Origin of the sequence: Leucobacter sp. L43 (genome assembly GCF_016597785.1) — a bacterium.
Lineage (GTDB): Bacteria > Actinomycetota > Actinomycetes > Actinomycetales > Microbacteriaceae > Leucobacter > Leucobacter alluvii.
Genome location: NZ_JAENJG010000001.1, coordinates 1,030,988 through 1,057,330, shown reverse-complemented (window position 1 = coordinate 1,057,330; position 26,343 = coordinate 1,030,988). Strand labels below are relative to the sequence as shown.

23 protein-coding genes are annotated in these 26,343 nt (G+C 67.3%); 16 read left to right on the top strand and 7 right to left on the bottom strand.

The genetic code is table 11. The features are described from left to right. Positions 1-111: 111 nt before the first annotated feature. From JE033_RS04990 to JE033_RS04970, 5 genes are all read left to right on the top strand, one after another. Complete coding sequence (locus tag JE033_RS04990) at positions 112-924, top strand: ATP-binding cassette domain-containing protein (protein ID WP_090147058.1); 813 nt, start codon at positions 112-114, stop codon at positions 922-924. Next, positions 921-1,616, top strand: a complete 696-nt coding sequence (locus JE033_RS04985) for an ABC transporter permease subunit (protein ID WP_200329836.1) — start codon at positions 921-923, stop codon at positions 1,614-1,616. Before JE033_RS04990 ends, JE033_RS04985 begins: the two co-directional genes overlap by 4 nt. Continuing rightward, the gene (locus tag JE033_RS04980) at positions 1,613-2,290 is read left to right on the top strand and encodes an ABC transporter permease subunit (protein WP_090147062.1); all 678 of its coding nucleotides are present in this window, start codon (positions 1,613-1,615) and stop codon (positions 2,288-2,290) included. The genes JE033_RS04985 and JE033_RS04980 overlap by 4 nt, the downstream gene beginning before the upstream one ends. A 55-nt stretch (positions 2,291-2,345) precedes the next feature. Then, positions 2,346-3,293, top strand: a complete 948-nt coding sequence (locus JE033_RS04975) for an ABC transporter substrate-binding protein (protein WP_090147064.1) — start codon at positions 2,346-2,348, stop codon at positions 3,291-3,293. A 62-nt stretch (positions 3,294-3,355) separates the two neighbouring features. Then, positions 3,356-4,804: a mycothione reductase gene (locus JE033_RS04970; protein WP_090147066.1), complete on the top strand. Its 1,449-nt coding sequence runs from the start codon at positions 3,356-3,358 to the stop codon at positions 4,802-4,804. Positions 4,805-4,828: 24 nt separating this feature from the next. Here the strand turns inward: JE033_RS04970 and JE033_RS04965 are convergent, their stop codons facing one another. Beyond that, positions 4,829-5,263 (bottom strand): NUDIX domain-containing protein, encoded by a 435-nt coding sequence (locus JE033_RS04965; RefSeq protein WP_090147068.1) that lies wholly within the window; start codon positions 5,261-5,263, stop codon positions 4,829-4,831. Continuing rightward, positions 5,260-6,057 (bottom strand): M15 family metallopeptidase, encoded by a 798-nt coding sequence (locus JE033_RS04960; RefSeq protein WP_200329834.1) that lies wholly within the window; start codon positions 6,055-6,057, stop codon positions 5,260-5,262. Before JE033_RS04960 ends, JE033_RS04965 begins: the two co-directional genes overlap by 4 nt. Before the next feature lie 111 nt (positions 6,058-6,168). On the opposite strand from JE033_RS04960, the gene JE033_RS04955 reads away from it, so the two are divergent. Next, the gene (locus JE033_RS04955; protein ID WP_200329832.1) at positions 6,169-7,500 is read left to right on the top strand and encodes a CapA family protein; all 1,332 of its coding nucleotides are present in this window, start codon (positions 6,169-6,171) and stop codon (positions 7,498-7,500) included. A gap of 20 nt (positions 7,501-7,520) precedes the next feature. Here JE033_RS04955 and JE033_RS04950 read toward each other — a convergent pair whose 3' ends face one another. After that, complete coding sequence (locus tag JE033_RS04950) at positions 7,521-8,357, bottom strand: carbon-nitrogen family hydrolase (RefSeq protein WP_200329830.1); 837 nt, start codon at positions 8,355-8,357, stop codon at positions 7,521-7,523. Positions 8,358-8,473: 116 nt separating this feature from the next. Here JE033_RS04950 and JE033_RS04945 point away from each other — a divergent pair, with 116 nt between their 5' ends. Next, entirely contained in the window at positions 8,474-9,049 is a 576-nt protein-coding gene (locus JE033_RS04945) for an NUDIX hydrolase family protein (RefSeq protein WP_090147474.1), read from the top strand. 33 nt (positions 9,050-9,082) lie between these two features. Here JE033_RS04945 and JE033_RS04940 read toward each other — a convergent pair whose 3' ends face one another. The 4 genes from JE033_RS04940 to JE033_RS04925 are packed head-to-tail and all read right to left on the bottom strand — an operon-like array spanning position 9,083 to position 11,438. Next, positions 9,083-9,547: a SprT-like domain-containing protein gene (locus JE033_RS04940; RefSeq protein ID WP_090147076.1), complete on the bottom strand. Its 465-nt coding sequence runs from the start codon at positions 9,545-9,547 to the stop codon at positions 9,083-9,085. Positions 9,548-9,551: 4 nt separating this feature from the next. Beyond that, positions 9,552-10,409: a fused MFS/spermidine synthase gene (locus JE033_RS04935; RefSeq protein WP_200329828.1), complete on the bottom strand. Its 858-nt coding sequence runs from the start codon at positions 10,407-10,409 to the stop codon at positions 9,552-9,554. Continuing rightward, positions 10,406-10,693, bottom strand: a complete 288-nt coding sequence (locus tag JE033_RS04930) for a glutaredoxin domain-containing protein (RefSeq protein WP_200329821.1) — start codon at positions 10,691-10,693, stop codon at positions 10,406-10,408. The genes JE033_RS04935 and JE033_RS04930 overlap by 4 nt, the downstream gene beginning before the upstream one ends. A 46-nt stretch (positions 10,694-10,739) precedes the next feature. After that, on the bottom strand, positions 10,740-11,438 hold the full coding sequence (locus tag JE033_RS04925) for a phosphatase PAP2 family protein (RefSeq protein ID WP_200329819.1): 699 nt from the start codon (positions 11,436-11,438) through the stop codon (positions 10,740-10,742). 285 nt (positions 11,439-11,723) lie between these two features. On the opposite strand from JE033_RS04925, the gene JE033_RS04920 reads away from it, so the two are divergent. The 9 genes from JE033_RS04920 to tuf all read left to right on the top strand — a co-directional run bounded on the left by JE033_RS04920 (position 11,724) and on the right by tuf (position 26,216). Further along, a complete protein-coding gene (locus tag JE033_RS04920; protein WP_200329817.1) occupies positions 11,724-15,221 on the top strand; it encodes a DNA-directed RNA polymerase subunit beta in 3,498 nt (1,165 codons plus the stop codon). A gap of 45 nt (positions 15,222-15,266) precedes the next feature. Further along, positions 15,267-19,160 carry a DNA-directed RNA polymerase subunit beta' gene (rpoC, locus tag JE033_RS04915; RefSeq protein WP_090147087.1) on the top strand — a complete coding sequence of 1,298 codons (3,894 nt, stop codon included), beginning with the start codon at positions 15,267-15,269 and terminating at the stop codon, positions 19,158-19,160. 187 nt (positions 19,161-19,347) lie between these two features. After that, positions 19,348-20,388 carry a hypothetical protein gene (locus JE033_RS04910; protein ID WP_200329815.1) on the top strand — a complete coding sequence of 347 codons (1,041 nt, stop codon included), beginning with the start codon at positions 19,348-19,350 and terminating at the stop codon, positions 20,386-20,388. Further along, positions 20,385-20,867, top strand: coding sequence for a hypothetical protein (locus JE033_RS04905; RefSeq protein ID WP_200329813.1), 483 nt, complete (start codon positions 20,385-20,387; stop codon positions 20,865-20,867). Before JE033_RS04910 ends, JE033_RS04905 begins: the two co-directional genes overlap by 4 nt. A gap of 2 nt (positions 20,868-20,869) precedes the next feature. Next, positions 20,870-21,505, top strand: a complete 636-nt coding sequence (locus JE033_RS04900; protein WP_090147094.1) for a spermidine/putrescine ABC transporter substrate-binding protein — start codon at positions 20,870-20,872, stop codon at positions 21,503-21,505. A 263-nt stretch (positions 21,506-21,768) separates the two neighbouring features. After that, the gene (rpsL, locus tag JE033_RS04895; protein ID WP_010156385.1) at positions 21,769-22,140 is read left to right on the top strand and encodes a 30S ribosomal protein S12; all 372 of its coding nucleotides are present in this window, start codon (positions 21,769-21,771) and stop codon (positions 22,138-22,140) included. Further along, on the top strand, positions 22,140-22,610 hold the full coding sequence (gene rpsG / locus JE033_RS04890; protein WP_010156386.1) for a 30S ribosomal protein S7: 471 nt from the start codon (positions 22,140-22,142) through the stop codon (positions 22,608-22,610). The genes rpsL and rpsG overlap by 1 nt, the downstream gene beginning before the upstream one ends. Positions 22,611-22,745: 135 nt before the next feature. Then, positions 22,746-24,860: an elongation factor G gene (fusA, locus tag JE033_RS04885; protein ID WP_090147097.1), complete on the top strand. Its 2,115-nt coding sequence runs from the start codon at positions 22,746-22,748 to the stop codon at positions 24,858-24,860. A gap of 162 nt (positions 24,861-25,022) precedes the next feature. Further along, entirely contained in the window at positions 25,023-26,216 is a 1,194-nt protein-coding gene (tuf, locus tag JE033_RS04880) for an elongation factor Tu (RefSeq protein WP_090147100.1), read from the top strand. Positions 26,217-26,343 lie beyond the last annotated feature (127 nt).

Sequence of the window (26,343 nt, the reverse complement as noted above, 5' to 3'; positions counted from 1 at the left end):
GGGCGCATAACGGAGAGCACGATTCGATCACAAGGGCTTGTACACCTCCACCCCTGGAGGACTAGGGTTTAATCACGGCGCCGCCTTCGGCGCGAGCACCGAGGGGGCCACGTGATCGAGTTCGAACGGGTTTCGAAGGTGTTCCCAGGCGGTGCGACCGCTGTCCACGAGTTCTCGTGCACCGTCCCGTCGCATCGCGCGGTGGTGCTGGTCGGTTCCTCCGGATCGGGCAAGACCACGCTCATGCGCATGGTCAACCGGATGGTCGAACCGACCTCCGGCCGGGTGCTCATCGACGGTGAAGACGTGCGCGATCGCAACGCCGTCGATCTGCGGCGCTCCATCGGGTACGTACTGCAGCAGGGCGGCCTGCTACCGCATCGCACCGTCGCCGACAACGTCGCGACGGTGCCCGTGCTCACCGGGACCTCGCGCCGCGAAGCGCGACGGGCTGCGGGTGCGCTCCTCGAACGAGTCGGGCTGGATCCGGCGCTCGCCGAGCGATACCCGGCGCAGCTCTCCGGCGGCCAGCAGCAGCGCGTCGGCGTCGCCCGCGCACTGGCCTCCGATCCGAATATCCTGCTCATGGACGAGCCGTTCGGGGCTGTCGACCCGATCGTGCGTCGCGAGCTGCAGCAAGAACTGCTGAGACTGCAGGCCGAGCTGGGCAAGACCATCCTCTTCGTCACGCATGATGTGGACGAAGCGTTCTTGCTCGGAGACGAGGTCGTCGTGCTCGAAGCCGGCGGCCGGATCGCGCAGCGCGGCACCCCCGCCGAGATTCTCGGCAGCCCGGCGAACGACTTCGTGCGCGATTTCGTGGGCGCTGACCGCGGCGAGCGCCGCCTGCACATCGTCGAGGACGGCGGCCAGCGCCTCGCCGTCGACGCGACCGGTCGTCCCGTCGGAGTGCTCGAACCGTGAACTGGCCGATTGCGAACTGGGAGTTCGTGCTCGAACTCGCCGTCAAGCACCTCCTGCTGAGTGTTCCGGCGATCCTCATCAGCGTGATCATCGCGGTGCCGATCGGGCGCCTGGCGTTCCGCAAGCCACGGCTCGGCGGCCCGTTGCTCTCGGTCGCCTCCCTCGCGTACGCCATTCCCGCGCTTCCCCTGCTCATCATCATCCCGGCGGTCATCGGCACTTCGCTGCGCTCGTGGCAGACGATGGTCGCCGCTCTGAGCGTGTACGGCGTCGCTCTGCTCGTGCGCACGGCGTGCGACGCATTCGCCTCGGTCGACGGCCAGCTCCGCGACGCTGCGCTGGCGATCGGGTTCGCGCCTCGCGGGCTGTTCTGGCGGGTCGATCTGCCGCTCGCGGTACCCGTGCTGATCTCAGGCATCCGCGTGGTGTCGGTGTCGACGATCAGTCTCGTCACGCTCGGTGCGCTCATCGGGGTGCAGAGCCTGGGCACCCTGCTGACCGACGGGTTTCAGCGCGGCATCTTCGCCGAGATCTGGACGGGCGTCATCGCGACCGTGCTGCTCGCGCTGCTGCTCGACGTCGTGGTGCTCGCGATCGGTCGGGCCTTGACGCCGTGGACCCGCCGGGTATCGCAGCGCTCGGCTGATCGGCACCGTCCGGCTGCCGCGGCAGAGGCGGGGGAGCGCGCGTGAACCTCTTCGCCGACGCCATCGCCTGGCTGACCGACCCCGCGAACTGGAGCGGAAACGGGGGCATCCCCGCGCGACTGCTGCAGCACCTCGCCCTCGCCCTCGGAGCGCTCCTGCTCGCGAGTATCATCGCGCTCCCGCTCGGCGCCGTCATCGGGCACACCCGTCGCGGGGCCGGCGCCGTCGGAGCACTCGCGGGCGCCGCGCGCGCGCTGCCGACGCTCGGCGTGCTCACCCTGTTCGGCCTCGCGCTCGGGATCGGCATCACCGCGCCCGTGCTCGCGCTGATCGTGCTCGCAATCCCGTCCCTGCTGGCCGGGGCGTACGCGGGAGTGAGCGCGATCGAGCCATCGATCCCGTCAGCCGCGAAAGCCGTGGGGTTCAGCCCGGTGCAGGTGCTGCTGCGGGTCGAGCTCCCGCTCGCGCTGCCCGTGATGATCGGCGGCGTGCGCGCCGCGACCCTGCAGGTGGTGTCGACGGCGACGCTCGCCGCGTACACCTCCGACGTCGGCCTCGGCCGGTATCTGTTCTCCGGGCTGAAGTCGCGGGACTACGGGCTCATGCTCGCCGGTGCGCTCCTCGTCATCGCGTTGACGCTCCTGCTCGAGATTCTGCTGGCGCTGTTCCAGCGCATGGCGAGTCGCCGGATCGCACGCGTGCCCGAAGCCACGGGCTGACCCGCCCACGACTCCCCACCCCACCGAACGCACTCCCGACCGAGAGGAACCGACCATGCAACGTCGACCCGCACTGCGCTCCGCCCGATGGGGCGCCGCCTTCGCCGCAGGAGCCATCGCGCTCACCGCGGCACTCACCGGCTGCTCGAGCAGCGACCCGCTCTCCGAGGACGGGGGTGCAGGCGACACCGCTTCCGCCGAGGGCGGCACGATCGTCGTCGGCTCGCAGGACTACTACTCCAATGAGATCATCGCTGAGATCTACGCACAGGCGCTCGAAGCCGACGGGTTCGACGTCGATCGGCAGTTCCGCATCGGGCAGCGCGAGGTCTACCTGCCCGAGATCGAGAGCGGCAAGATCGACCTGTTCCCCGAGTACAGCGGAAACCTGCTCCAGTACTTCGAGGCCGACGCGCCGGAGCGCGTATCGGACGAGGTCTACGACGCGCTGGTGGAAGCCATGCCAGAGGGTCTGCGCGTGCTCGAGCAGTCTCCCGCCACGGATCAGGACACGTACGTCGTGACTCGCGAGTTCGCAGAGAAGTGGGATCTCGAGACGGTCGAGGACCTGGGGAACGTCACCGACCCGCTGACGTTCGGCTCCAACTCGGAGGCCGAGACGCGGCCGTACGGTCCGGCCGGGCTCGCCGAGACCTACGGCATCGAAGGCGTGCAGTTCACGCCGATCGAGGACAGCGGTGGGCCGCTGACGGTGAAGGCCCTCAAGGACGGCGCGATCCAGTTCGCGAACATCTACTCCGCGGATCCGTCGCTCGCCGCGAACGACCTCGTCACCCTCGAAGACACGAAGGGCATCTTCCTCGCCTCGCATGTCGTGCCGATCGCGAGCGAGAAGATCGATGATCAGGCCGAGAGCGTGATCAACGAGGTCGACGCGGCGCTGAGCCCGGAGGACCTCGTCGAGCTCAACGGGCAGAGCGTGAACGATGAGCGTTCGGCTGCCGACATCGCGAAGGAGTGGCTCGACGGCCAGTCCTTCTAAGGTCGATGCTCCGGCGCGGGGCGGCGGCACGGGGCTCACCGGGTCAGCCGTAGGATCTCGGTATGGAGAATTCTGCGGCTGACCTGGCGATCATCGGCTCCGGGTCGGGCAACTCCCTCATTACGCCGTTCTGGGACTCGCGCCGCGTGGTCATCGCAGAAGCGGGCGTCTTCGGCGGGACCTGCCTGAACGTCGGCTGCATCCCGACGAAGATGTTCGTGCGGCCCGCCGCCCTCGCCCGGGTGCCGGAGGAGGCTGCTCGTCTGGGGGTCGTGCAGCGCACGGAGTCCGTCGACTGGCCCGGCATGCGGGACCGGATCTTCGGTCGCATCGACGCGATCTCCGCTGCCGGAGAGCGCTATCGTCGCGACGACCTCGACCATGTCGAGCTGATTTCCCAGCAGGTGCGGCTCACGGGCACGCACAGCTTCGAGAGCTCCGATGGTGCACGCGTCGACGCCGCGCAGTTGGTCATCGCGGCGGGGTCCCGCGCCGTCCTGCCGGAGATCCCCGGCATCGATCTGCCGCACGTGCACACCTCGGACACGGTGATGCGGCTGGCGGAGCTGCCGAAGCGCGTGCTCGTGATCGGCGGCGGATACATCGCCGCCGAGTTCGCGAACGTGTTCTCGGCGTTCGGCTCCGAGGTCGTGCAGGTGCACCGCGGTGCCCAGCTGCTCAAGCGGGCGGATGCGGATATCGCCTCGCGTTTCACCGCGGAAGCGGCGCGGCAGTGGGATCTGAGGCTCGATCGAGATGTCACCGCGATCCGTCATGCCGATGACGGCGGTGTGATCGCGGACCTCGCTCCGAGCGGCTCGCCTGCACTCCACGCAGAGCCCGGCAGTGCAGAGCGCGTCGCTGCCGACATCGTGCTCGTCGCCACGGGCCGCAGGCCGAATTCCGACCGTGTCGGAGCGGCCGAGGCCGGCCTCGATCTGCACCCCGATGGCCGCATCGCCGTCGACTCCTTCCAGCGCGTGCTCTCCGGCGGCAAGCCGGTGCGGGGGCTCTACGCGCTCGGCGACATCAGCTCGGCTGCTCAGCTCAAGCATGTCGCGAATCACGAGGCGCGCGTGGTGGCGCACAATCTCGAGCACCCGGACGATCTCCGCGAGTCGCGGCGAGACGCCGTTCCGTCCGCAGTCTTCACCGACCCGGAGGTTGCGCAGGTCGGACTCACGGAGGCGGAGGCCGTCACCGCTCTCGGAGCGGAGCACGTCACCTCGTATCTGCAGGCGTACGGCGACACGGCCTATGGTTGGGCGCTCGAGGACAGCTCTGGCGTGTTCAAGGTGATCGCCGACCGCAGGGACGGGCGCATTCTCGGAGCCCACGTGATGGGGTACCAGGCGTCCAACCTGATCCAGGTGGTGATCTCGGCGATGAGCTTCGGCATCGATGCGCACACCGCGGCGCGAGGCCAGTACTGGATTCATCCGGCGCTCATGGAGGTCGCCGAGAATGCGCTCCTCGGACTCGACGTCGCGACGCCCTCCAGCGCGCGGTGATCAGTTGCTGCGGAGCCAGAGGGCTCAGGGCGAGCGGGGTGCCGTATCGCCGATCAGCTTCGGAAAGATGACGTCGGTGTTGAGCGGAGCCATGTCGGATCGCCGATCCCGTGGATCGACCCACTCGAGCGCCTCGATCTCGGCGTGAGGTCTCGCTGAGCCTGCTGGGGCTACGAAGGGGTGCTCGAACACCGTCGCCTCGACGACGTGCCCCGGTTCGTTCGCCGCACGTGCTCGGAACACGCCGATCAGACGCAGGGCATCGCGCTCGAGCGAGACACCGAGTTCCTCACCGAACTCCCGCACAGCTGTGTCGATCGCGAGTTCGCCCGGCTCGTGCTTGCCTCCCGGGAGCATGAGCGAGGCGGTGCCGCGCTTGCGCACGTTGAGCACGCGGCCGTCGGCGTCGCGCATGACGACGGCGCTCACCCGGATCGTGCGGGCCTCCGCGCCGTTCACGGGACGTACCCCGGAGCGCTCGGGAGACCGAAGAACTCTTCGAGCGTGGTGACACCGCTCTCGCGCATCTCTGCGGCGAGTTCGGTGCCGACGTACCGGAAGTGCCAGGGCTCCGGCATGAACCCCGTGACGTCTTGCTTGCCATCGGGATAGCGCACGATGAACCCGTGCTCGGCGGCGTGCTCGGCGAGCCAGACGCCAGCCGGCGTATCGCCGAAGCACCCGGCGAGGTAGCACTCCCCGTGATCGTCGAAGTCGACGACCAGACCGGTCTGATGCTCGGAATGCCCGGGGCGTGCGGAATAGGTATCCGCTGCATCCGCCCCGTCGCGCGACACGTATCCGTCGTAGAGCGCGACCTGCGTGGCGTAGTCCCGGTACGCGCTGATGATGCGCACATCGATGCCGGCCGAGGCGGCCGCGGCGACGAGAGACTCCACGGCGCGCGCGGCCGGTTCGCGCAAGGGCTGGGCGAACTCGTTCTCCACCCCCGCAGGCATCACGAGATCGTCGGGCGCGAAATCGATCGGCTGGAGCGGGCGCGTCTTGTTCGTGACGACCCAGATCGAGGCGGGGTCATCGAGCGAGTGCGCGCTCGTATCGAACTCGGATGCGGCGGATTCGGGCGCACCCGATCCGTCGGCACTCGGCTCCCGGGACGCCGTCGGGGCCGGGGAATCACCAGTATCCGTCTGCGGCGACCTCTCCGGCTCGGGTGCGCAACCCGCGAGTGCGATCGCTGCCGCTGAGATGGAGAGCACCGCGAGGACCGTGCTGAACTGTCTCGGGGCCATGCGTTCATGCTACCGGGGCGGGTGCCGCCGACTGCCGCGGCGCATAGCCTTGACTCGTTTCGCCCGGAGCGGCGCGGAGGAGGCCCGGCTCGTCCCGGCTACGCTGGTGCCATGCAGGACGGCAGGGAGAATCAGGCAAGCATGCCGGCGGCATACACCCCGATCGCGGTCACCGGAAAGCGACGCTTCCCCCGTCGCACGCGCCGCATCATCGCCATCTCGGCCGTCGTGGTGGTCGTGCTCGGGCTCGGCGGCACCGCGGCGGCGCTCGTCTGGGGCCCCGATCGCGAACCCGGTGCACCCAGCACCGCCGAGGATGCGTCGCCGACCCCTGACCCGTCACCGACCGTCGAGCCGGAGGAGGCGACCGAACCGGATCCCGCCGCAGGGGAAGAGGAGGACGGGCGTGTGCGTGTGATCGCCATGGGCGACATGCTTCCGCACGATTCCGTCAATGCGAATGCCCTCCAGCCCGATGGCGCATACGACTACGGACAGTTCTTCTCTGGCATCGCCCCGCAGCTGGAAGCCGCAGACGTCGCGTTCTGCAACCAGGAGGTGCCGAGTGCCGGAGCAGATTTCGGCGTCAGCGGCTACCCGACGTTCAACGCGCCCCCGGAGTTCGCCGGAGCACTGCACGGAGTGGCGGGCTGCGACCTCGTGAATCTCGCGACGAACCACAGTGCCGATCTCGGCGCTGCTGGCATCGCCGGCACCCGAGGCGTCTGGGACGGGTTGACGCCCGCCGCCGTCGACGGTGCGAACCGGAGCGCCGAGGAGCAGCGCGTCGTTCCCGTATTCGAACAGGACGGGATGACATTCGCGCTGGTCTCTTTCGCCGAGTACTCGAACGCACCCATCGACGGGGTGTCGCTGAACATGATGAGCGATGACGCCCTCGTGAGTGATCTGATGACGCAGGCGAACGAACTCGCCGATGTCGTGGTCGTGTCGGCTCACTGGGGCACGGAGGATTCGCACGAGGTGAACGATCAGCAAACCGCGTTCGCGCAGCGGGTCGCCGATCTCGGCGCCGACGTCATCATCGGCACCGGACCCCACGTGCTGCAGCCGGTCGCCTGGCTCGACCGGTCCGACGGCGGGCGCGCACTCGTGTGGTACTCGGTCGGCAACATGCTGAACACCCAGCTCGAACTCGCCCAGCGCACCGGTGTGATCGCGGGTTTCGAAGCGGTGCGCGATCCGGCATCGGGGGCGGTCGCCATCGAGAACCCCACGGCGATCCTCACGTACATGCACTACGACTGGAGCGCGGAGCAGGAGGCAGCCGGCGACCTGCTCGCGCGCACGAACCTCTCGATCACGCCGCTCGCCCAATCGGGCGAGCTTCTCGCGACGACGCGTTTCGGGGTGACGGCCGAGCAGCAGATGGAGGCGTCGGCGGCGATCCTCGGTCCCGACGTCGCCATCGTTCCCGAGTAGCGGCGCTCGCGCGCCCCGCGTCAGTTGGAGAGCGCGCGGTAGTCGTCGATGCCGAGTCGATCGTCGATCACCGGGAACTCGGCGCGCACCGTGCCGACCTGCGCAGGGTCGACATCGACGATCAGCACCTCCTCACCGTCGCCGCACTCGGCGACGACGCGCCCTGAGGGGTCGACGACCCGGCTGAATCCTCCGAGCTCCACTCCGGCCTGACTGCCGCACGCGTTCGTGGCGATGACCCAGAGCTGGTGCTCCACGGCTCGCGCCTGGGTGAGGAGCCGCCAGTGCTCGCGTCGCGCGGCGGGCCAAGCCGCTGGAACGATCGCAGTTTCCGCTCCGCGCGTACTGAGCTCCTGCCAGAGCCCGGGGAATCGGAGGTCGTAGCACGTCGTGCTCGCTGTGGCGCCGAGTGCTGCTGCGGTCACGCTCAGCGAGTGCCCCGGCGTGAGCAGCTGAGATTCCTGCGACTGATAGCCGAACACGTGGATCTTGCGATAGGTCTGAACGACACGGCCGCTCGCGTCGACCAGCACGGCCGTGTTGTGCAGGTGCCCGTCGGCGCCCCGCTCGACGATGCTCCCCAGATGAACCTCGCTGCTGAGATGGCGGGCCACCCGCTGCGCCATCCGAACCGTCGGACCATTGAGGGACTCAGCGCGCTCGGCGTACCGGTCGAACGCGAAGTACCCGGCGCTCCACAGCTCGGGCAGCGTGACCAGATCGACGTGCTCCAATCGCCGCAGCAGCTCTTCGACGCGTTCGATGCGTTCCTGCGGCGTCTCGTCGTCGGGGCTCGCGATCTGAGCGATGGCGACGCGTCGGGAGCCGGAGTGCGCGGAGTCGGGGTGCGATTGCATGTCTCACAGCCTAGGCGAGGCGCGCCACGTACGTCAGGAGAGACCGGCGTGGCAGGATGGGACGTGCTCGGTCGCGCCGCGACCCGGGCGGCGACCACGACGGGACGGGTGAAGGAATGACGATCGACACGGCCGAGTTCCCCGACCCCGATGGCCCAGAGGATCGTCCGACGCCGCCGGGCAACCCCGGGTGGCTCAGTGAGGACGAGCTGAGCTTCGTGCGCGGCCGGATGCCGATCATGTACGTTGAGGCGGTGCCGGTGCGGCTCGATGGGCTCGGTCAGGTGGTCGAAGTCGGTCTCCTCCTCCGCAGCACCCCCGAAGGCGTGATGCGGAGATCGCTCGTGTCCGGCAGGGTCCGTTACGGCGAGACGCTGCGCGAAGCGCTCTTCCGCCACCTCGAGAATGATCTCGGGCCGATGGCCTTCCCGCAGATGCCAGCCGCGCTCGTGCCGGCACAGGTGGCGGAGTACTTCCCGATGCCTGGGATCTCGCCCTTCGTCGATGATCGGCAGCACGCTGTCTCGCTCGTCTACGTCGTACCGGTCACCGGCACGTGCAACCCCCGTCAGGATGCGCTCGAGGTGACGTGGATGGCGCCCGAGGAGGCGACGGCTCCGGCGACGCTGGAGGAATTCTCGAACGGCCGCGGCGCGCTGCTGCGTCAGGCGCTGTCTTCGATCAGCTGCTGACTCTGGCTCGCCCCCGATCCTGCGTCGTCAGCTTCAGCGTCTGCGCCAGGTGATGACGTGGCTGGGCGAGAACGATTTCGCGCACTTGCCGCAGGAGTGCACGCGCGTGGGCTTGCGGAATCTGAAGTGCTCGTGCCCCGCTGAGCAGAGCCCCACCCACGGGGCTCGCTCGTGGGCGATCTCGCCGTGATGGGTGACGCCGCCGACGTACCCGATCTCCCGCGCGATCGCCTTCCAGGCGGCGCCGTGGCCAGCCGCGGGCCCCGCGAGCGCGTGCGCGACCTCGTGCAGCAGCACCTGGTGGATTTCGTCGTCGTCGAACTTCTCCGCCAGATACCGCGACACCGTGATGCGCCGCTCCGTGTAATTGCAGAGGCCGGCGCGCCGCTTGGCGTTGTCGAACGCGAAAGACCACCGCTGCTCGGTGCGATCTGCCGACGAGAGGTGCATCCTGATGAGCGCGTCCGCCCACACGCGCACGCGCGCGAGATCCGCCATGCGCTCAGTTCCGCTCGAAGAGCGCCCGCGCCGGCTCGGGGGAGTCGACCGCCGTCTCGTCCGTCACCGGGGACGTGCCGCGTGCAAGGTCGTCGAACTCCCGCCCGACGAGCATGCGCGCGGGATGCGGGCCGCCCGCGAGCAGCCGCGGCAGCCAATCGAGGGATTCGAGGTCGGTGTCGGAGGCGATGAAGACGACGTTGCCGAAGCGGCGGCCCTTCAGCACCTGCGGCTCGGCCACCGCGGCCGTCGACGCGAAGAGGCTCGCGAGCGTCGCCGCTTGCCCGCGCACGAACGGGAGACCGGCGCCGTCGGCGGCGTTGACCACGATGAGGCCGTCGGGAGCGAGAAACGGCCGCAGCAAGGAGTAGAACTCGGTGCTCGAGACGTGCGCCGGAGTGCGTGCGCCGGCGAAGATGTCGACGACGACGAGGTCCATCGCTCCCCGCATCCCGTCTGGCAGCCGACCCAGCACCTCGCGCGCATCACCGCGGCGCACCCGGATGCTCGCTCGTTTCGGCAGCGGGGCCGCCTCGCGAACGAGATCGACGAGCGCGCCTTCGAGCTCGATGACCTGCTGGCGGCTTCCGGGCCGCGTGGCTTCGATGTAGCGGGGCAGGGTGAATGCTCCTCCGCCCAGGTGGAGGGCGGAGACGGGGTTCCCGCCGGGGCGGAACAGGTCGATGACATGGCCGATGCGCCGGATGTACTCGAAGAACAGCTCCGAGGGATCGCCCAGGTTCACATGGGACTGCGGTGTGCCGTCGACGAGCAGCTGCACGGCTCCCGGCACCCAGCGATCCTCCTCGACTTCGGCTCGCAGGCCCGACGACAGGGTTACCGCAGCCGGAAGCTGGGTCACGGCTGCCCGAGCCGGAGCTCGGCGATCTTCTGCAGCATGTCGGCGTTGGACGGCTCGACCTGGTGGCTGCTGTCGGGATAGAGGATGACGGGAATGTTGGTGCGCCCGCTGATATCTCGGGCCACCTCCGCGGCCGCCGGATCCTGCACGAGATCGATGTAGCGATACGGCGCCGACGAGCGATCGAAGATGAGCTTGGCGCGGCGGCAGTCCCCGCACCAGTCGGCTCCGAAGATCACGGTCTCCGTTGCGGATTGCGGGTGGTCGGCCGGCGCGTCGCTCATGCGGTCCAGCCTACGCCCCGTCGGAGGCACCGGCCTCGGCGCCATGTCAACGACGGATCGCTGGAGCGGATGCCGGGCCGAACCAGAGCCGGCGGGCGATGACCGCGGCGGCGATGCCGAGCAGAGCGCCGGCGACGGTGTCGGTGAGCCAGTGCACGTGCAGGGCCGTGCGGCTCCACATCATGGCGACGATCCAGAGCGCCGCCGCGGCGATGATCCAGTTTCGTAGTCGCGCATCGATGCGTTCGGAGCCGATGACGACCAGCACGACCGAGACGGCCAGCGCGGCGGCACCCATGGAGTGCCCGGATGGGTATGAGGCGCCGAAGCTCTCGAAGAGCTGGCCGGTCGGTCTCGTGCGCAGGGTGAGCGCTTTGACGGCCTCCGACGCGATGACGCCGAGTACCGCCGCGGTGAGGATCGCGGCCCCGTCTCTCGGTCTGCGGAGCGCGAAGCAGAGCGCTCCGAGGATCGCGGCGCACGCCGCCGCTCCGATCCCGTCGCCGACCTGTGCGAGGAACACGGCGACCGCGAAGAGGGCCGATCCGCGCTCGATCGACACCGTGTCGGCCCACCAGGTATCGATCGCGAAGACGCTCGTCTGTGCGAAGCGCTGGTAAGCGCCGAGGGCCGCGATCAGGAGCACGGTGGCGATGGACGCCGCCACTGCGGCGGGCGGGGGAGTGCGTCGGGTTGCTGCCGACGGCTGCGGTCGAGGAGCGGGAGCGCTGTCGGAGGGGGCCATTCCGATACGGTAATCGAGACGCCTGTGAGCGCCTCCGCGAACGGCCGACCGAGGCGAATCCGAGGCGTGATCCCCATGACGTCGCGATTCGGAATGTGGCACTGGACATGCGATAACGATGCTGTTACAGTTGACAGTTGCACTACGGACACGAGTGTGCCTGCATATATCGGTAGGCCCCGGGAGCTGGCGCGAAAGCGCAGATGAGCCTCGATTGCGTGATCCTGAAGCAATTCTCGCAAGACCAGGTCAACCGGCCCGACGGGGCCCACGGAGGTAGTTTCCTTGGCTGCTGCGCGCAACGCATCGTCCACCCAGAACCCGAAGAACGGCCGCGATCACCAGCGGCTCTCCTTCGCCAAGATTTCCGACACGCTGTCGGTGCCGAACCTGCTGGCACTGCAGCTCGAGAGCTTCGACTGGCTCGTCGGCAACGACACGTGGAAATCACGTGTCGTCGAGGCGCAAGCTCAGGGGCGCGATGACATCGCGCTCAAGAGCGGCCTCGAGGAGATCTTCGATGAGATCTCGCCGATCGAAGACAACGCCGGAACGATGCAGCTGTCGTTCGAGAACCCGATTCTCGACGAGCAGAAGTTCACCATCGAGGAGTGCAAGGAGCGCGGCAAGACCTACGCCGCGCCGCTGTACGTCGAGGCGGCGTTCTACAACACCGAGACGCAGGTGCTGAAGAGCCAGACGGTCTACATGGGCGATTTCCCCATCATGACCGGCAAGGGCACCTTCATCATCAACGGCACGGAGCGCGTCATCGTGTCGCAGCTCGTCCGCAGCCCCGGAGTGTACTTCGAGCGCGCGCAGGAGAAGACGAGCGATAAGGATGTCTTCACCGCCCGCGTGATCCCGAGCCGCGGTGCGTGGCTCGAGTTCGAGGTCGACAAGCGCGACCAGGTCGGCGTGCGCATCGACCGCAAGCGCAAGCAGTCGGTCACGGTCTTCCTGAAGGCGCTCGGCATGACGAGCGAGGAGATCCTCGAGGAGTTCGCCGGCTACGAGTCGATCGCACTCACCCTGGAGAAGGACGCGATCGTCACGCAGGAAGAGGCGCTCAAGGACATCTACCGCAAGCAGCGTCCGGGCGAGCAGGTGGCCATCGAGGCCGCGCGTGCACTGCTCGACAACAGCTACTTCAACTCGAAGCGCTACGACCTCGCGAAGGTCGGCCGGTACAAGATCAACCGCAAGCTCGGCGTCGATGCGCCGATCACCGATTCGGTGCTGTCGCTCGAAGACATCGTTGCGACGATCAAGTACCTGGTCGGACTGCACGCCGGCACCGAGACCCTCCCCGGCACCCGCGAGGGCAAGCCGGTCGATCTGCGCCTCGAGACCGACGACATCGATCACTTCGGCAACCGTCGCATCCGCGCTGTCGGCGAGCTGATCCAGAACCAGGTGCGCACCGGCCTCAGCCGGATGGAGCGCGTCGTGCGCGAGCGCATGACGACGCAGGACATCGAGGCGATCACGCCGAACACCCTGATCAACACGCGACCCGTGCTGGCCGCGATCAAGGAGTTCTTCGGAACGTCGCAGCTCTCGCAGTTCATGGATCAGAACAACCCGCTCGCGGGCCTGACCAACAAGCGCCGTCTCTCCGCGCTGGGCCCGGGCGGTCTCTCCCGCGACCGCGCAGGCGTCGAGGTGCGAGACGTGCACCCGTCCCACTACGGCCGCATGTGCCCGATCGAGACCCCTGAAGGCCCGAACATCGGCCTGATCGGCGCCCTCGCGACGTTCGCGCGCATCAACGCGTTCGGCTTCATCGAGACGCCCTACCGCCGGGTCGTCGACGGCAAGGTGACCGACCAGGTCGATTACCTCACCGCGCACGAAGAGGACGAGTACCTCATCGCGCAGGCCGGCGCACCGCTCACCCAGGACGGAACGTTCGCCGAGAAGCAGGTGCTCGCGCGCCCCCGCGGCTCAGAGGTCATCATGGTCGACGCCGAGCGCGTGGGCTACATGGATGTCTCGCCCCGTCAGATGGTGTCGGTCGCGACCTCGCTGATCCCCTTCCTCGAGCACGACGACGCGAACCGCGCGCTCATGGGCGCCAACATGCAGCGTCAGGCCGTTCCGCTCGTGCGCAGCGAGTCGCCCGTGGTCGGAACCGGTATGGAGGGCTATGCGGCCATCGACGCCGGTGACGTGATCACCGCGGCCAAGTCCGGCGTCGTCGAGGAGGTCTCTGCGGACTTCGTCACGATCCAGGAGGACGAAGGCGGCTCGAAGAGCTACTTCATGCGCAAGTTCGACCGCTCGAACCAGGGCACGAACTACAACCACCGGGTCATCGTCAAGGCAGGCGAGCGCATCGAGGCCGGCGAGGTCATCGCCGACGGTCCCGCGACGGAGAACGGCGAGCTCGCGCTCGGCAAGAACCTGCTCGTCGCGTTCATGTCGTGGGAGGGTCACAACTTCGAGGACGCGATCATCCTGAGCCAGAACCTGGTGAAGGACGACACGCTCTCGTCGATCCACATCGAGGAGTACGACGTCGATGCCCGCGACACCAAGCTCGGCAAGGAGGAGATCACGCGTGACCTTCCGAACGCCAGCATGGAGGCGCTGAAGGATCTGGACGAGCGCGGCATCATCCGGATCGGCGCCGAGGTCACCCCCGGCGACATCCTCGTCGGCAAGGTCACCCCGAAGGGTGAGACCGAGCTCTCCGCCGAAGAGCGCCTGCTCCGCGCGATCTTCAACGAGAAGAGCCGCGAGGTGCGCGACACGTCGCTCAAGGTGCCGCACGGCGTCTCGGGCACCGTCACCTCCGTCAAGGTGTTCGACGCCGAGAACGACAACGACGACGAGCTCGGCTCCGGCGTGAACCAGCGCGTGGTCGTCTACATCGCTCAGAAGCGCAAGATCACCGAGGGCGACAAGCTGGCCGGTCGTCACGGCAACAAGGGCGTCATCTCGAAGATCCTCCCGGTCGAAGACATGCCGTTCCTCGAAGACGGCACGCCCGTCGACGTGATCCTGAACCCGCTGGGCATCCCGGGCCGCATGAACTTCGGTCAGGTCCTCGAGGTCCACCTCGGCTGGATCGCGAAGCAGGGCTGGAAGGTCGAGGGCACCCCTGAGTGGGCGGCCAAGCTCTCCCAGCAGGCGCTCGAGGCAGCACCGAACACCAAGGTGGCAACGCCGGTGTTCGACGGCGCTTCCGAGGCGGAGATCGCCGGCCTGCTCGATTCGACGCTCGTCACCCGTGACGGCGATCGCCTCATCGACTCCTCCGGCAAGACGCGCCTGTTCGACGGACGCTCCGGCGAGCCGTACCCGTACCCGATCTCGGTCGGCTACATGTACATCCTGAAGCTGCACCACCTCGTCGACGACAAGATCCACGCGCGCTCGACCGGTCCGTACTCGATGATCACCCAGCAGCCCCTGGGCGGCAAGGCGCAGTTCGGCGGACAGCGCTTCGGTGAGATGGAAGTGTGGGCGCTCGAGGCGTACGGCGCCGCATACGCGCTGCAGGAACTGCTCACCGTGAAGTCCGACGACATCCTCGGGCGCGTGAAGGTGTACGAGGCGATCGTGCGCGGGGAGAACATCCCCGAGCCCGGTGTGCCCGAGTCCTTCCGAGTGCTCATGAAGGAGATGCAGTCGCTCTGCCTGAACGTCGAGGTGCTCAACGCTGACGGCAACGCCGTCAACCTGCGCGACAACGACGACGAGGCGCACCGCACCGCGGAAGAGCTCGGCATCAATCTCTCCACCCGCTTCGAATCCTCGTCGATCGACGAGATCTAAGCCGGCGTCACCTTCACTTTTACTGAAATCCCCAAGGAGAACATTTTGCTCGAGGGTACGAGTTTCAACGAGCTGCAGATCCGTCTCGCCACGGCTGAAGACATCCGCAGCTGGTCGTTCGGCGAGGTCAAGAAGCCGGAGACCATCAACTACCGCACGCTGAAGCCCGAGAAGGACGGTCTGTTCGGCGAGCAGATCTTCGGGCCGAGCCGCGACTGGGAGTGCGCGTGCGGCAAGTACAAGCGCGTCCGCTACAAGGGCATCGTCTGCGAGCGCTGCGGCGTCGAGGTGACGAAGTCCAGCGTCCGTCGTGAGCGCATGGGCCACATCGAGCTCGCTGCGCCCGTGACGCACATCTGGTATTTCAAGGGCGTGCCGTCGCGTCTCGGCTACCTGCTCGACATGGCGCCGAAGGACCTCGAGAAGGTCATCTACTTCGCGGCGTACATGATCATCGACATCGATGAAGAGGGCCGTCACGAGGACCTGGGCGAACTGGAAGCCGAGCTGCGTCTCGAGCTGAAGGCGCTCGAGGATCAGCGCGACATCTCGATCGCGCAGCGTCAGCAGCAGGCGGAATCCGACCTCGCAGCGCTCGAAGCCGAAGGGGCGAAGGCCGATCAGCGCCGTCGCGCCGAGGCTTCGGCCGAGAAGGAGATGACCGCCATCCGCAAGGGCTTCGACGACGACATCGCTCGTCTGCAGCGCGTGTGGGAGGACTTCCGCAACCTGAAGGTCGGCGACCTCAAGCCCGAGGACGCGGTGTTCGCGGACCTGCAGGATCGCTACGGCGACTACTTCGAGGCGTACATGGGCGCCGAGGCGATCAAGAAGCGTCTCGAGTCGTTCGACCTCGCCGCCGAATCGGAGACCCTGCACCTGCAGATCGCCGAGGGCAAGGGCCAGAAGAAGATCCGCGCGATCAAGCGCCTCAAGGTGGTCAGCTCCTTCCTGCAGACGGGTGCGAGCCCGGCCGCGATGGTGCTCGACGTGGTTCCCGTGATCCCGCCCGAGCTCCGCCCGATGGTGCAGCTCGACGGCGGCCGCTTCGCGACCTCCGACCTCAACGATCTCTACCGTCGCGTGATCAACCGCAACAACCGCCTGCGCCGCCTGCTCGACCTGGGCGCGCCGGAGATCATCGTGAACAACGAGAAGCGCATGCTGCAGGAGGCCGTCGACGCACTGTTCGACAACGGCCGTCGCGGTCGCCCCGTGACGGGCACCGGCAACCGCGCCCTCAAGTCGTTGAGCGACATGCTCAAGGGCAAGCAGGGTCGCTTCCGTCAGAACCTGCTCGGCAAGCGCGTCGACTACTCGGGGCGTTCGGTCATCGTCGTCGGCCCGCAGCTCAAGCTGCACCAGTGCGGTCTGCCCAAGCAGATGGCGCTCGAGCTGTTCAAGCCGTTCGTCATCAAGCGCCTCATGGATCTGTCGCACGCGCAGAACGTGAAGGCCGCGAAGCGCATGGTCGAGCGCGCGCGCTCCGAGGTGTGGGACGTGCTCGAGGAGATCATCCGCGAGCGCCCCGTGCTGCTCAACCGCGCACCGACGCTCCACCGCCTGGGTATCCAGGCGTTCGAGCCGCAGCTCGTCGAGGGCAAGGCCATCCAGCTGCACCCCCTCGTCTGCGCTGCGTTCAACGCGGACTTCGACGGCGACCAGATGGCAGTCCATCTGCCGCTCTCGGTGGAGGCCCAGGCCGAAGCGCGCGTGCTCATGCTCGCGTCGAACAACATCCTGAAGCCCTCCGACGGGCGCCCGGTCACCCTGCCGTCGCAGGATATGATCATCGGCCTGCACCACCTGACGACGATCAAGCGCGATTCCGTCGGCACCGGCCGTGCGTTCGGATCGATCGCCGAAGCGATTCTCGCGATGGACGAGGGCACCCTCGACCTCGGCGCGCTCGTGAAGATCCGTCTGATCGGGTACACCGACGAGAACGGCGTGACGTCGGAGAAGCCGGTGCTCGTGGAGACGTCGCTCGGACGAGCGATTTTCAATGAGGCGCTGCCGGCCGACTACGCCTACTTCGAGCGCGTCGCAGACAAGGGAACGCTCTCGAGCCTGGTCAACGATCTCGCCGAGCGCTACCCCAAGGTGGAGGTCGCGGCGACGCTCGACCGCATCAAGGACGCGGGCTTCCACTGGGCTTCGCGCTCCGGTGTGACCGTTTCGCTCTCAGACGTCGTGACGCCCTCCAACAAGGGTGAGATCATCGCCGAGCACGAGAAGCGCGCGGCGAAGGTCGAGCGCGACTACGAGCGCGGCATGATCCAGGACAGCGAGCGCAAGAAGGCGCTGACCGAGATCTGGACGGAGGCGACCGATGAGGTGGCCGCCGCCATGCGCGAGCAGTTCCCGGAGGACAACACGATCTTCCGCATGGTGTCTTCCGGTGCTCGTGGTAACTGGCTGCAGATCCGCAACATCGCCGGTATGCGCGGCCTGGTGTCGAACCCGAAGGGTGAGATCATTCCTCGCCCGATCATCAACTCGTACCGCGAGGGCCTGTCGGTCGCCGAGTACTTCATCGCGACCCACGGTGCTCGAAAGGGTCTGGCCGACACCGCGCTCCGCACCGCCGACTCGGGATACCTCACCCGTCGTCTGGTGGACGTGTCGCAGGATGTCATCATCCGCGAAGAGGATTGCGGCACCCGTCGCGGTCTCGATCTCCCGATCGCCGCCCCTGACGCCAACGGCGTGCTGGTGCGCGACGAGAACGTCGAGAACTCGGTCTACGCCCGCACGCTCGCCGCTGACGCGGTGAACGGCGAGGGCGCAGTCGTCGCCCAGGCGGGCGAGGACGTGGGCGATGTGCTCATCGAGAAGCTCGTCGATGGCGGCGTCACCGAGATCAAGGTGCGCTCCGTGCTCACCTGCGAGTCGGCCGTCGGCGTCTGCGCGACCTGCTACGGCCGCTCGCTCGCGACCGGTCAGCGCGTCGATATCGGCGAGGCCGTCGGCATCATCGCGGCGCAGTCGATCGGTGAGCCCGGCACGCAGCTGACGATGCGCACCTTCCACACCGGTGGTTCCGCATCGGCGGACGACATCACGCAGGGTCTGCCCCGTGTGCAGGAGCTCTTCGAGGCTCGTACCCCGAAGGGTGCGTCGCCGATCGCCGAGGCTGCGGGTCGCGTCGTCATCGACGATTCCGAGAAGAGCCGTCGCATTCTCCTCACGCCGGATGACGGCACCGAGGAGAAGGCATACCCGGTGCTGAAGCGCTCGACGCTGCTCGTCGAAGACGGCGATCACGTGGAGCTGGGTCAGCCCTTCCTCGCGGGAACGCTCGACCCGAAGGACATCCTCCAGGTCGGCTCCACCGAGGGCGGCAAGCACATCCCGGGCGAGCGCGCGGTGCAGAAGTACCTCGTCGAAGGCGTGCAGGGCGTCTACCGCTCGCAGGGCGTGCCGATCCACGACAAGCACATCGAGGTCATCGTGCGCCAGATGCTGCGCAAGGTCACCGTCGTCGATCACGGCGAGACGGAGCTGCTCCCGGGCGAGCTCGTCGATCGTGCGCGCTACCAGCGGATCAACCGCGAAGCGCTGCTCGACACGAAGCGTGCGGCAACGGCGCGACCTGAGGTCATGGGTATCACTAAGGCGTCGCTCGCGACCGAGTCGTGGCTCTCCGCAGCCTCCTTCCAGGAGACGACGCGCGTGCTCACCCAGGCTGCGATGGAGGGATCGCGAGATCCGCTCATCGGTCTGAAGGAGAACGTGATCATCGGAAAGCTGATCCCCGCCGGTACCGGCCTCGGCGTCTACCGCGACGTCGACGTGGCTGCGACCGAGGAGGCGAAGGCGGAGCGCTACCCGAATCGCCTCTTCGCGACCGAGGGCACCTTCGACGAGAACGACCTCTCGTTCGTGGACTTCGACAGCTTCACGGCTGACGAGTTCAACCCGGGCAACTACAGCTAGTCGGCTCGGCCAGCGTCACGGGCGTCCGCACCTCCGGGTGCGGGCGCCCGTTTCGCATTCCGCGTCTTCCCGCATCGCGGCGCGGGAAACCCGCATGGGCGCCTCCACCTTGTACTGTTGCCGCACATGATCGTGTCAGGCGCGAAATCTGCGCCGGACATCCCGATCCGCTACGAGAGGTGAAGCGATGAGCGACGAGCGCGAGGGATCCGCGTCGAGGGCGGCGGAAACCCCCGAGACCGCCGGCAATCCGGGGGCCCCGGTTGAAGAGACGGAGGCGAGCCGCACGGAGGTGCTCCGCGCCGTGCAGCGCTCGCGCACCTCGAGCACTGACGAGGGTGCGGGGGAGCAGCACGTGTCCACGCAGACAGACGTCGTCGCGCGCGAAGCCGGGGAGCCTGAGTCGGCTCCGGGAGTCGAGGAGGACGCTGAGCGAGCTCGCCGCGAGCAGGCATCGCTGGTGGACACGCAACTCGACATGGAGCCGCCCACGGAGCGGGCAGCCTCATCGGCGACGCTCACGCGGGAGGAGACCGCGGCGCTGCCGGCACTCGACGACCTCCCCACCGCGGCCGACGAGTCGACGACGCGCGAGCGCGACGGCGAGATCCGGATCAGCTCCGACCATCCCATGGCCGGGCTCTACGTGCAGACGCCGATGCCTCCGGACATCAAGGGGAATCGCGGCGCCGGCGTACTCATCGCGATCCTCGCGACGGTCGGCTTCGCCGCCGTGCTGGCCGGTGTGCTCGCGCTCTGGCTGGCGCCGATGTTCCCGCCCTCGTCGTTCCTCACTGACGGCCTCGTCCCGTGGTTGACCTCGTGGCCGGTCATCGCCGGGGCCGTCGCGTTCTTCGTGGGTCTCGTGCTGCTCGTGCTCATCGCGGGCCGTGCCGGCTGGTGGGCGTACGTGCTGGGCGGATTCTTCGTCGCTGCGCTCGTCTGGGCGGCGGTCACCCTCGGTCTCGCGTACTTCGGAACGCCGTTCGAGAGCCCGAGAGAGATGCTCGGCGGGACGCGCGGGTGGTCGGGCGACCTGCACACCCTCGTCACGCGATTCGGTTTGACCGTTCCCGCCCTCGGTGCGGCACTCGTCGCCCGCGAGGTCACGGTGTGGTTCGGGGCCTGGATCGGCGGTCGCGGCCGTCGGATGAAGCAGCGCAATGCTCGTGAGCTCGCCGACTACGAGGCCTCCCTCGCAGAGTCGAAGGCTTCCGCTCAGGCATGACTCACGAGCCGCGTCGCGGAGTGACCCGCGGCTACGTCGCGGCGCTGATCGGCGCAGCGGTCATCGTCGCGACCGCGCTGCTCGTCGCCGTATGGGGAGGTCTCGCGCTGATGCTCGACCGGGACCCCGTGACCTCGCCCGGCGTCCCGTCCTCCACCGCGCCGCTCACGCTGGTCGGCGGTCTCGCGCTGCTCGCCGTCGGGCTGTGGCGTCACGCGATCACGCTGCTGCGCGGCAGGCGAGAGCCCGCCTGGTCGTCGATCATCGCCGTCGCCGCCGGCATCTATCTCTGGTGGGGGCTGCTCGGCATGCTCGCCGGGATGACGGTGGCGGAGACCTGGCTCAGCCCGTTCGCCGCCGCGCTTCCGGTCATCTGGGCCGCTGCTGCGCTGCTGTTCTGGGCAGTGCTCGCGAGGCGGGTCTACACGGACCGGCCTCCGCCTCGGTGGCCGTGGGAACGCGACGAGGAGACCGACTGATCGTGGCGACGAGCATCGAGAACCGGGTCGACGCCGCCGTCGACTCCTGGCTGCGCTGGGTGCCGCGGTGGAGCCCGGGAACGCACCGCGGTCGTTCACGGGTCTGCCGGCGCTGCACCGGGTCGCCCATGCTCGCCGCTGCGGGGCTCACCGACGACGTCCCGCACCAGGTTGCGCACGCGCTGGTGTCGCGCCTGCAGCGCATCATCGACAAGCGCGTTGAGGAGTTCACCGCGGCGCGGCTCCCCGCCCTGCACGCGGAGCTGGAGGGCGCTGAAATCTGGGAAGCGGGCGGGTACGATCCGGCCGACGGGCTCGAACCGGAGTACGACGGGCTCGATCCCGATCCGGAGCCAGGCGACGATGCGCAGCCGTTCCTCTTCACCCTCGCCGGCCTCGCAGAGGAATCGCGCCCCGCGCCCCCGTTGCCGAGGCCGCCGCTGAATCCGGATGAGAAGCTTCGGCTGCGCCGGGAGATCGAACTCGCCGATGCGCAGGCTGACGCGGTCGGCCAGGAGGTCTGCTTCGCGCTCGTCGCGCATCGCGCACGGATCGAGACGGCGGTGCATCGCTTCGTCGAGCCGCAGGTCCAGAGCATGCTCGACGATCTGAGTCGCAACCTCGAACCGCCGAGTTGAGGTCCCGGCTCTCACTCATTGCCAAAGCAGGATCCTCGGCGTATAGTTGTGTGCTGGTGTGTTCCACCGACTCCGTCGTGCCTGCACGGAGGTTTCGGGGGACTGCGCCACAGGGTCGGACGCTTCGCGAGAAGTGGGCCCCCACGGCATACCTGCACTCGGTTCCGCTCTGCGGAACAGCAGGTCAGCGGTCGCGCAAGCGGTCGCACATGCTCATCCATTGAAGCATTCCTGTCACCGTGCAGGACAAATGAGGAGAACTATTGCCTACCATTCAGCAGTTGGTTCGCAAGGGCCGGTCGCCGAAGGTCACTAAGACCAAAGCGCCCGCTCTGAAGGCGAACCCGCAGCAGGCTGGCGTATGCACGCGTGTGTACACCACCACTCCGAAGAAGCCCAACTCGGCAATGCGCAAGGTTGCCCGTGTGAAGCTCCGCAACGGCACCGAGGTCACCGCCTACATCCCGGGCGAGGGCCACAACCTGCAGGAGCACTCGCTGGTGCTCGTGCGCGGTGGTCGTGTGAAGGACCTCCCCGGTGTTCGTTACAAGATCGTGCGCGGCGCGCTCGACACGCAGGCGGTCAAGGATCGCCAGCAGGCTCGTAGCCGCTACGGTGCAAAGAAGGTGAAGTAATGCCCCGTAAAGGTCCCGCTCCCAAGCGCCCCGTCGTCGCTGATCCCGTCTACGGCTCGCCCGTAGTCAGCCAGCTCGTCAACAAGATCCTCCTCGACGGCAAGAAGGGTCTCGCCGAGCGCATCGTCTACGGTGCACTCGAGACCGTTGCCGAGAAGTCCGGTCAGGATGCCGTGACGGTCCTCAAGAAGGCGCTCGACAACGTGCGCCCGACCCTCGAGGTCCGCTCGCGCCGCGTCGGCGGCAGCACCTACCAGGTGCCCGTCGAGGTCAAGCCTCACCGTGCGAACACGCTCGCCCTCCGCTGGCTCACCAGCTACGCGAAGGCTCGTCGTGAGAACTCGATGACCGACCGCCTCACCAACGAGATCCTCGACGCTTCCAACGGCCTCGGTGCCGCTGTGAAGCGCCGTGAGGACACGCACAAGATGGCCGAGTCGAACCGCGCGTTCGCTCACTACCGCTGGTAGAACCCTCGCGGCGGAGGGATGCGCGTTCGCATCCCTCCGCCGCACCCGGGGCCTCGCCCCGCGACTTGGACGGCGCAGTTCGGCAGCCGAGTCGACATCTCCCGATACTTCACCCCCACCCCGGAGGAGAACCCTGTGGCACAAGACGTGCTCACCGACCTGAGTAAGGTCCGCAACATCGGCATCATGGCGCACATCGATGCCGGCAAGACCACCACCACCGAGCGCATCCTGTTCTACACGGGTGTGAACCACAAGCTGGGTGAGACGCACGACGGCGCCTCGACGACTGACTGGATGGAGCAGGAGAAGGAGCGCGGTATCACCATCACCAGCGCTGCCGTCACGTGCTTCTGGAACAAGAACCAGATCAACATCATCGATACGCCGGGCCACGTCGACTTCACCGTCGAGGTGGAGCGCTCGCTCCGCGTGCTCGACGGCGCGGTTGCCGTGTTCGACGGCAAGGAGGGCGTCGAGCCCCAGTCGGAGACCGTCTGGCGTCAGGCTGACAAGTACGGCGTGCCCCGCATCTGCTTCGTCAACAAGATGGACAAGATGGGCGCCGACTTCTACTTCACGGTCGACACCATCGTCAGCCGACTCGGCGCGAAGCCGCTCGTCATGCAGCTGCCCATCGGCGCCGAGTCCGACTTCATCGGCGTCGTCGATCTCCTCTCGATGAAGGCATTCGTCTGGGAAGGCGACGCCAAGGGCGACGTCTCGCTGGGCGCTGCCTACGAGACGCAGGAGATCCCCGCCGATCTGCAGGCGAAGGCCGAGGAGTACCGCGCTCAGCTCGTCGAGGCAGTCGCCGAAGCTGACGATGCTCTCCTCGAGAAGTACTTCGCGGGTGAAGAGCTCAGCATCGACGAGATCAAGGCGGGAATCCGCAAGCTCGTCGTGAACAACGAGATCTACCCCGTGTACTGTGGCTCGGCGTTCAAGAACCGCGGCATCCAGCCGATGCTCGACGCGGTCGTCGACTTCCTGCCGAACCCGCTCGACGTCGGCTCGATCGAGGCGCACGACCCGCGTGACGAGTCGATCGTCATCGAGCGCAAGCCCTCGGCCAGCGAGCCCTTCTCGGCGCTCGCCTTCAAGATCGCCGTGCACCCGTTCTTCGGTCGTCTGACCTACGTCCGCGTGTACTCCGGCAACGTTCCCTCTGGCACCCAGGTCGTCAACTCGACCAAGGGCAAGAAGGAGCGCATCGGCAAGATCTTCCAGATGCACGCCAACAAGGAGATCCCGGTCGACGAGCTCACCGCCGGAAACATCTACGCGGTGATCGGTCTCAAGGACACCACGACGGGCGATACGCTGTCGGACTCCGCGAACCAGGTCGTCCTCGAGTCGATGACGTTCCCCGAGCCCGTCATCGAGGTCGCGATCGAGCCGAAGACGAAGAGCGACCAGGAGAAGCTCGGCGTCGCCATCCAGAAGCTCGCCGAAGAGGATCCCACGTTCCGCGTGAGCCTCAACGCCGAGACCGGCCAGACCGTCATCGCGGGCATGGGCGAACTCCACCTCGACATCCTCGTCGATCGCATGAAGCGCGAGTTCAACGTCGAGGCGAACGTCGGCAAGCCGCAGGTCGCGTACCGCGAGACGATCCGTCGCGAGGTGCCGAAGTACGACTACACCCACAAGAAGCAGACCGGTGGTTCGGGTCAGTTCGCCAAGGTGCAGATCTCGCTCGCTCCGCTCGAGAACGAAGACGACAAGGTGTACCTCTTCGAGGACAAGGTGACCGGTGGTCGCGTTCCTCGCGAGTACATCCCGTCGGTCGACGCGGGCATCCAGGACGCGATGCAGTACGGCATCCTGGCCGGCTTCCCGGTCGTGAACGTGCGCGCGCAGCTGCTCGACGGCCAGTACCACGACGTCGACTCCTCGGAGATGGCGTTCAAGATCGCCGGTTCGATGGCGTTCAAGGAGGCCGCGCGTCTCGCGCAGCCCGTCCTGCTGGAACCGCTCATGGCGGTCGAGGTGCGTACTCCCGAGGAGTACATGGGCGACGTCATCGGCGATCTGAACTCGCGTCGCGGTCAGATCCAGTCGATGGAGGATGCGAGCGGCGTCAAGGTCGTGCGCGCCCTCGTCCCGCTTTCCGAGATGTTCGGGTACATCGGCGACCTCCGGTCGAAGACCAGTGGTCGTGCGGTGTTCTCGATGACCTTCGACTCGTACGCCGAGGTTCCGAAGGCCGTCTCCGAAGAGATCATCCAGAAGGCCAAGGGCGAGTAATTTCGCCCGCCGGTCGGCGGAGGTGCCTCGCATCACCGCCGGCCGGCCCGCTCAGGTCGCGATCACAGCGCTGAGCTTGTAACATAGTGACACCAACCCCGTATTCGTGTCCTCCGAAACCGTCGGAGGAAAACGGTACTCGACGTCCTGAGGAGGACCATAGTGGCGAAGGCCAAGTTCGAGCGGACCAAGCCGCACGTAAACATCGGAACGATCGGTCACGTCGACCACGGTAAGACGACTCTTACTGCGGCGATCTCGAAGACCCTCGCCGACAAGTTCCCGTCAGACGTGAACGTGCAGCGCGACTTCGACACGATCGACTCGGCTCCCGAGGAGCGCCAGCGCGGCATCACCATCAACATCTCGCACGTTGAGTACGAGACCGACAAGCGTCACTACGCTCACGTCGATGCACCCGGTCACGCTGACTACATCAAGAACATGATCACCGGTGCCGCCCAGATGGACGGCGCGATCCTGGTGGTTGCAGCGACCGACGGCATGATGGCTCAGACCAAGGAGCACATCCTGCTCGCCAAGCAGGTCGGCGTTCCCTACCTGCTCGTCGCCCTCAACAAGAGCGACATGGTCGACGACGAGGAGATCCTCGAGCTCGTCGAGATGGAGGTCCGCGAGGAGCTCTCCAAGCAGGGCTACCCGGGAGACGACGTCCCCGTCGTCCGCGTGTCGGGCTACGAGGCGCTTCAGGGCACCGAGAAGTGGGTCAACTCGATCGTCGAGCTCATGGAAGCCGTCGATGAGAGCATCCCGGATCCCGTGCGCGACAAGGACAAGCCGTTCCTGATGCCCGTCGAGGACGTCTTCACGATCACCGGTCGTGGCACCGTCGTCACGGGTCGCGCCGAGCGCGGCACGCTGAAGATCAACTCCGAGGTCGAGATCGTGGGTCTGCGCCCGACGCAGAAGACCACGGTCACCGGCATCGAGATGTTCCACAAGCAGCTCGACGAGGCATGGGCCGGCGAGAACTGTGGCCTGCTGCTCCGCGGCACGAAGCGCGAAGATGTCGAGCGCGGCCAGGTCGTCGTGGCCCCGGGCTCGATCACCCCGCACACTAAGTTCGAGGGCACCGCCTACATCCTCAAGAAGGATGAGGGTGGCCGCCACAACCCGTTCGAGACGAACTACCGTCCGCAGTTCTACTTCCGTACCACGGACGTGACGGGTGTCATCACCCTTCCCGAGGACAAGCCGATGGTCATGCCCGGTGACACCACCGACATGTCGGTCGAGCTGATCCAGCCGATCGCTATGGAAGAGGGCCTCGGCTTCGCGATCCGTGAGGGTGGCCGCACCGTCGGCGCCGGCACGGTGACCAAGGTCGTCGAGTAAGTCTCGTAGCACTACCCGTACCCATGGTCTGACCGTGGAGTACCAGAACCCCCGGGGATCCGTCCTCGGGGGTTCTGCCGTTCCCGCCCGCCCGCGCGGCCTCCGCTTCTGCGCAGGTGCCGCGCGG

Excerpts from the sequence above, each read along its gene's own strand:
- JE033_RS04955 (WP_200329832.1), top strand. The coding sequence starts at position 6,169 with ATGCAGGACGGCAGGGAGAATCAGGCAAGCATGCCGGCGGCATACACC.
- rpsG (WP_010156386.1), top strand. The coding sequence starts at position 22,140 with ATGCCCCGTAAAGGTCCCGCTCCCAAGCGCCCCGTCGTCGCTGATCCC.
- JE033_RS04960 (WP_200329834.1), bottom strand. The coding sequence starts at position 6,057 with ATGGCCCCGAGACAGTTCAGCACGGTCCTCGCGGTGCTCTCCATCTCA.
- JE033_RS04925 (WP_200329819.1), bottom strand. The coding sequence starts at position 11,438 with ATGGCCCCCTCCGACAGCGCTCCCGCTCCTCGACCGCAGCCGTCGGCA.
- JE033_RS04970 (WP_090147066.1), top strand. The coding sequence starts at position 3,356 with ATGGAGAATTCTGCGGCTGACCTGGCGATCATCGGCTCCGGGTCGGGC.
- JE033_RS04910 (WP_200329815.1), top strand. The coding sequence starts at position 19,348 with ATGAGCGACGAGCGCGAGGGATCCGCGTCGAGGGCGGCGGAAACCCCC.
- JE033_RS04930 (WP_200329821.1), bottom strand. The coding sequence starts at position 10,693 with ATGAGCGACGCGCCGGCCGACCACCCGCAATCCGCAACGGAGACCGTG.
- JE033_RS04950 (WP_200329830.1), bottom strand. The coding sequence starts at position 8,357 with ATGCAATCGCACCCCGACTCCGCGCACTCCGGCTCCCGACGCGTCGCC.
- JE033_RS04905 (WP_200329813.1), top strand. The coding sequence starts at position 20,385 with ATGACTCACGAGCCGCGTCGCGGAGTGACCCGCGGCTACGTCGCGGCG.
- JE033_RS04945 (WP_090147474.1), top strand. The coding sequence starts at position 8,474 with ATGACGATCGACACGGCCGAGTTCCCCGACCCCGATGGCCCAGAGGAT.
- JE033_RS04975 (WP_090147064.1), top strand. The coding sequence starts at position 2,346 with ATGCAACGTCGACCCGCACTGCGCTCCGCCCGATGGGGCGCCGCCTTC.
- JE033_RS04940 (WP_090147076.1), bottom strand. The coding sequence starts at position 9,547 with ATGGCGGATCTCGCGCGCGTGCGCGTGTGGGCGGACGCGCTCATCAGG.